The 591-nt window shown below is 64.3% G+C and carries 1 protein-coding gene; it reads right to left on the minus strand.

Annotated features, from left to right (window positions below; translation table 11 throughout):
• Positions 1-591, minus strand: a 591-nt coding sequence (locus J0A65_RS25210) for a HAMP domain-containing protein (RefSeq protein WP_206596961.1), incomplete at both ends; no start/stop codon positions are given.

Raw genomic sequence — 591 nt, forward strand, 5'->3', positions numbered from 1 at the left:
GCCAGTTCACGAAGCTCGCGGGGCAGATTCTCCAGCGGCAGGCGGTGGCTCAGGTCCTGAGTCGATATGCGCTCGGCGATCCTGCGGAACTGATGCAGCGAGCTGAGACCGCGATGGGCTATCCATCCGGCGCCTGCGGCGATCAGCAGCAGCACGAAAGGCAGGGCGATCAGCGTGGATTCGATATAGGCGCGCAGCAGTGCCTGGTCGCTGGCGCGGTCGAGGGTGAGCACTGCTCGGATGCGTGTCCCATCCTTGCGTACCATCAGCTGCGAGGCCGTCATCCGTTCATTGCCCAGGGCGTCCTGCCAGCGCTCGAAACGCACGGCCTCGCTCGAACTCTTCGACAGGGGTGGCAGGTCCGCCAGGTTGCCCACGCGCAACAGGACACGCGGCTCAGGGCCATCGTCATACAGGATGAGCGAGAGGTTGTCGTGGCCCTTGATCAGGTCCCTGATGTTGTGGATCTGGTCGCCCACTTCGGGACGCAAGGCGACTTCGCGGGTGGCATGGCGAACCTGCTGCAGCTTGTCCTCGAGGTTCTGTGTCGCGATGCCGTCGAGTTGTCGGCTCAGCGAGAAGTAGGCCAGG

Origin of the sequence: Bowmanella yangjiangensis (assembly GCF_017255015.1) — a bacterium.
In the GTDB taxonomy this organism is placed as follows: domain Bacteria; phylum Pseudomonadota; class Gammaproteobacteria; order Enterobacterales; family Alteromonadaceae; genus Bowmanella; species Bowmanella yangjiangensis.